General features: G+C 31.2%; 6 protein-coding genes. All 6 read right to left on the bottom strand.

The features are described 5' to 3' along the window. Positions 1–69 precede the first annotated feature (69 nt). A complete protein-coding gene (locus tag ADJ83_RS17530; protein ID WP_031540248.1) occupies positions 70–726 on the bottom strand; it encodes a zinc dependent phospholipase C family protein in 657 nt (218 codons plus the stop codon). Between the two features lie 595 nt (positions 727–1321). Continuing rightward, positions 1322–1954 carry a hypothetical protein gene (locus ADJ83_RS17525; protein WP_048718548.1) on the bottom strand — a complete coding sequence of 211 codons (633 nt, stop codon included), beginning with the start codon at positions 1952–1954 and terminating at the stop codon, positions 1322–1324. After that, positions 1923–2495, bottom strand: a complete 573-nt coding sequence (locus ADJ83_RS17520; protein ID WP_048718545.1) for an RNA polymerase sigma factor — start codon at positions 2493–2495, stop codon at positions 1923–1925. The genes ADJ83_RS17525 and ADJ83_RS17520 overlap by 32 nt, the downstream gene beginning before the upstream one ends. 96 nt (positions 2496–2591) lie before the next feature. Beyond that, positions 2592–3167, bottom strand: coding sequence for a hypothetical protein (locus tag ADJ83_RS17515; protein ID WP_048718544.1), 576 nt, complete (start codon positions 3165–3167; stop codon positions 2592–2594). A 17-nt stretch (positions 3168–3184) separates the two neighbouring features. Further along, complete coding sequence (locus ADJ83_RS17510) at positions 3185–3703, bottom strand: matrixin family metalloprotease (RefSeq protein WP_048718542.1); 519 nt, start codon at positions 3701–3703, stop codon at positions 3185–3187. Positions 3704–3814: 111 nt separating this feature from the next. Then, positions 3815–5176 carry an IS4 family transposase gene (locus ADJ83_RS17505; RefSeq protein WP_048717268.1) on the bottom strand — a complete coding sequence of 454 codons (1362 nt, stop codon included), beginning with the start codon at positions 5174–5176 and terminating at the stop codon, positions 3815–3817. Positions 5177–5339: the final 163 nt, after the last annotated feature.

Raw genomic sequence — 5339 nt, 5'->3', positions numbered from 1 at the left:
ACATTTGGATTCCTTTTAAGCATTTTTATCTCTTTAGTTGAAAAAGTAATTTTGTGTGCTAAAATTCCGTTATGCTAGCTGTGTTCGCATCCTTTGATTTAATAATTCTTTGACCGTTTGTACAGTATCTTCTACAAACTCATCGCCTTCATTTGGCTTAAGATATATAAACTCGTGGTCATCAGAAATCGTATGGTTTTGATAAAAATTAGTGATATTTCTAATCTGTTTAAGTGTTTGACCCTGCGGAAAGAAATCTAGGTACTCTGGAAAATCATTGATGTGTTGAAACTTAGTCCAAAAAATATTATCTTTATGATTTTTAAGATATAAAAAATCTAAACCATACCAGTCTCGCTTAACAAGAGGAGTGTATTCAGGGGTGTTTAATATTTCTTCGAACACTTTTTCTTTTTTCTTTTGGTCAGTGAATGCAATCCACTTCTCATCAGTCACCAAATGGATATAGTATCCAAGATAATAGGAGAATTCACTAAGCGAACTTTCTTTTTCATCACAGAGATATTGTTGGTAAAAAGAATCAGAGTTGATTTTCCCTTCAATCTCGAAATGAGTAGTTTCTTTTGGAGGTGTGGGTTTACCATCCTCTCCGATTAGTCCACAATCTGGTCCAATATTACCAACCAAAAATTCAATTTTGGATACAGGAAGTTCTGTTTTTAATAATTCTTCAGTAATCCTAAAGTGAGTAACCCAAGTAGCCAAATTTTTCACTCCTTAAATGTTTATGTATTTTTACATTGAGAAGGATTTCGGCAACAATGCTTATAACCCTTTTTTTGCATTTTGTACTAATTGCTTGTTAAACTAGCCTGCCGTTAGCTGCATAATCATCTCTTTAATATAATACCATAAAAAGTAAATTGTTCCTTGTTATAATTAAAAGCAACAATCTTTACGAAAAGAGCCTTAGAAAAATAGCCAAAGCTATTAGCGTTTTTCATAGCGTTTATTCACTCCTTCTACTTTTACTCTTCGATAATCTAGTAGAATTTCCTTCTTCCTTTCAATCATCGTGAAAAGTCAATTATATAATGAAGTTTAGAAGTAAAACGGAGGGATCTAGAGATTGACTTTTTTATTATGAAGCTATTTTTCTCGATATTTCCCAAACGCAAAAAGGCGGAATTTGCCCCAATATGGACAAATTCCGCCTTTTGCTTTTTTGATTGCTGTGTATAGGACTCATTATGTTAACAGAGATTAGGGGGCGTTCTGAAATAGAACAGGGGTACATTTCAATTTATAGTTAACATAAATAATACTCATTATGTTAACTATAAATTATAATAAATATTTCTTATTCTAATGGAATTTCATTTTTTAAAGACTCATTAAATTGTTTTATTAATTCAGCTTTTTCCTGTTCACTTTTAATTAAAATATCTCCATAAATAGGTACAAGAGTGTGAAACTTTTTTTCTTCATTATATTTTGTTACAAATAAATACTCTTTACCTTCTTCTAAAAGATTATCTCCCTCAACTAAAACTAACTCTTCTTCCATATATCCACCTTGTTGATTTACTATTATTTCTTGTTTAAGAGTCCCTTTTATATTTTTAATCACTTTCACATTAAATTGAGTTTCTGGTAATAAATCAATTATTTCAGATCCTTCTTCAGAAATTACTTTTCCTATGAAAACATTTTGAGAAAAGCCAACTAATTCTCTTTTATCTTCAGGATTAAAAGCATAACTATAACTAATAGTATTACCCACTAAATTTTCAGATTTCGTAGAATTATTATTAATATAATTAATACCAATAAATGAGAAAAAAACTAAACATAAAACTAATGGAGATAAAATATACCCCAAACGTTTCCGTTTCTTTTTTTTATTTTCTATTATAGATTGAATATTTATTTTACTAGGAAAAGAGTTTTGTTCAGCTATTTCAAGTAATGTTTTTTTTACCTTTTCTTTCATCAGGAAAAACCTCCTTATTTTCTAATAAACTTTTTAACCTTTGCTTTGAATAATATAATCTAGATTTTATGGTACCTTCTTTTATATTTAATAATTGCGAAATTTCCTTTATTGATAAGTCTTGAAAATAAAATAAAATTACAATAATTTGATGCTTAAAATCCAATTTTTCTATAGCTTTCATAATTATCTCAGATTCTTCTTTTTGTAAATATATTGATTCTGGAATTATTGTCGTTTCTTTAAAGTTATAATCCATAAAATTCATAAAGAAAAATCGTTTCCTCTGTAATTTTAAAGTCGTATTAATTAAAATTTTATTAAACCAAGTTTTAAATAAAGCCTTTTGAGGATTATATTTTTTTAAAGATTTAAAAGTTGCAAATAAAGCTTCTTGTACAGCATCTTCAGCAAGTGAATAATCTTTCAAAAGTAAAAAAGCAGTCTGATAAGATATTTTTAGATAAGGTTCTAATAAAACATTGAATTTTTCAATATCTCCTAATAATATTTTCTCAATTATTTCTTGTTCTTTATTCACATAACTAACCTCCCTTCTATATTTTATTACCAATAAAGAAACAAAAGGTTCAAAAAAAATGCGGAAAATCCACATGTTTTTTGAACCCATTATTTTTTACTTTAATTCAGTTGGTACGATTTCTTCATCTAAAGCATCATTAAAATTTTCAACTAAATCATCTTGTATTGATTCTGTCTCAGCGGTAAGATTTCCATATGCAGGAATTAAAGTATACCAATTCTCTGATTCTAAATATCTTGTAGAAAATAGATAAGTATTTCCTTCTACAAGTAACTCATCACCTTCAAATAAAACCAATTCTTTTTGTCCATCTTCATACTCTAAATAACCACCTTGTTGATTAACTGTAACTATTCCAGATAAATCACCTTTAATATTTTCAATTATTTCCACTGAATACTGTGTTTCAGGAAGATATTCTTCAATAGATTTAGTTCCTGTTTGTTTAATGACTTTCCCAAGAAAAACATTATCAGAAACACCAACTAATTTTTTATCATCTGTTACATCTGTAATAAAATCAGGATGAAGTATAACTTCTTCTACCTTACTTTTGTTTGGATTAGAATTACTAGCTTCAATTTTATCTGTTTGATTATATGCTGAAACTCCAAAAGAAGTAACTGTAATTATTGAAATAAGACCAAAAGTTAAAATTATTCTTTTCATTTTTAAATTCCCCCTTTTTAATATCCCCATAAAGAATGATAATCGCTTTTATCATGAGCACCTAAAGAAGTTTTAGTTGTAGCAGCATAATACATGATTTCTCCAGAATAACTATGAGCTAAACCAAGAGCGTGACCTAATTCATGAGTAAAAACATTTTGTTTTTTTGCAGCAGTATAACCACTTAAATAATGTTTATTAAGACGAATTATATCTGCTCCTGTGACTCTTTGATATTGCCCAGCCCAAGTAACATCACTTCGAGTAACATCTACAAAAGATATATCTTCTACAGTGCTAGCTGTATCACCAAGAATTTTAATTGGTGTAATCCCATTCCAAGTTTTTATTGCAGCATTACGTGCTGTCGTATAAGATGTTGATCCTTTAGCTGTTCCCCAACGAATTTCTTTACCATCAACTGAAGAATAACCTAAAAAATGAGCAGACGCTTTAACTGGTGTAAAAACAAATCCAAAAATTAATGCCAACGCGAATAACCCTAATACACTTTTGCTAAACATTTTTTGAATCATTTTACAACCCCACTTTCAATTTGATTGGTTTTTTTCTCTACCTATATTCTTCAAAAAATACATAAATCCTCCAATTTAATATCTTTTTTTACAAAATATTTTTAATATAACTCAACTTTCGCAGAGTGATATCGGCAAATAAGCCTTGATATAATTAGGAAGGCCAGCGATCCACTGTTCAAGTTGACTTTGAATTATTTTTTTGATTTTCTTATTCGTTTGTTTAAGTGCATCTTGAAGAAGCTCGATCAATTGCTGTAATGCGACAGCCCAATCAAGTTCATTTACTTCATCGCATAATTCGTAAAACAGACCACCTATTGTGCGTTGATCGGTATTACAGCGATTCTGCCACGACAGAACGATAAAACGAGAAAACACAATCGTTGTATGGCAAATAAGCGCGTCATATGAACGGCTTTGGAATTCTTTTTCAAGTTTCAAAAGAGATTTGGCCGCCTTAAAGAATACCTCGATATCCCAGCGCATTCCATAGATTCGGACGATCTCCTGTTCTGAAAGAGTGCAGTCTGTGCTGAGGATGGCAAGCCAGTCGCTTTTCTTATTTCTGTTTTGAATGAATACCACTTTAATTGGTGTTCCATTAGCCATGATCGTATGGATGGAACGAAGAATTCCTTTCTTGGATTGAATGGGTCCAGCTAGGCGGTATAGTTGCTTTAAAGAAACCATCTCCCCGTTTACGTTATAACGTTGTTTTGTTTCTTTGACCATACCAATTACGTCTAATCCTTGATCCACAATAGACTTTACAAGTGGTGGCAATGTAAACCAAGAATCCATAAGGACATAACTTGCATCTATCCCATTGGCTAATGCACGTTTAATCATGTCAGGAACTTGTTCAGGCTCAGTTTGTAATGCATTTTCTCGACGCTTGTATCCACAAGTACGTTTATCAATTTTTTCAGAGATACCATTGATTTGAGACTTTTTTGAACTGACTAAAGAAAAGTCAATTGGCATAAATGTATAGCCATCTGACCAGCCCAAAGTGAGCATACGAAACCCCTTAAAGAAACGCATTTTCAGGGAAGCATGATCAAAACAACGAGCGAGAAGCTCTACCTTTTTACTACGATTTCGGTCATACGCAGAATCATCGATAATCAGTACTTTTGGACGCTCTTTATTCGTAAGGCGAGTCACCTTTTGAATAGTAAAAATGCTCAACAGTAGTAAGAAACGGCGCCAATTAAAAGTTGATTGGTTTAAAAAGCGATAGACGGCATCTTTGGCTGGAAACTGATCGGCTTTCTTTGAATCAAGAAGTGAAAACCAATTTTTGTGCTGGAAAATCAAACAGAAAACAAGCTGAAATAAGTAGGAACAGCTGAAACCGAAGGATTTTTTAATTCCTGCTTGGCGCAGGTGTTTATTCATTTCAAGCTCAGAAAAAACCGAATTAAGTTCTTTTGGTAGTTGATTGTTTTGGCTATTTTGGTCTATCATATAGGGAGCACCTCTTCTGTATGGTAGTGTTTTCTCTACAATTACACTATACCAAAGAATGAGGTGTTATTTCATTTTATTAAACACTGTCAAGCAACATATTTAATAGACCATAGACGCAATACAACTAACGATTTGCACTTATTTTTTTGGTGCGAAAGTT

It is taken from the genome of Bacillus sp. 522_BSPC, from assembly GCF_001076885.1.
Taxonomy (GTDB): domain Bacteria; phylum Bacillota; class Bacilli; order Bacillales; family Cytobacillaceae; genus Niallia; species Niallia hominis.
Note: the sequence above shows the minus strand (reverse complement) of the source record. Positions and strands in the feature narration are given on the sequence as shown.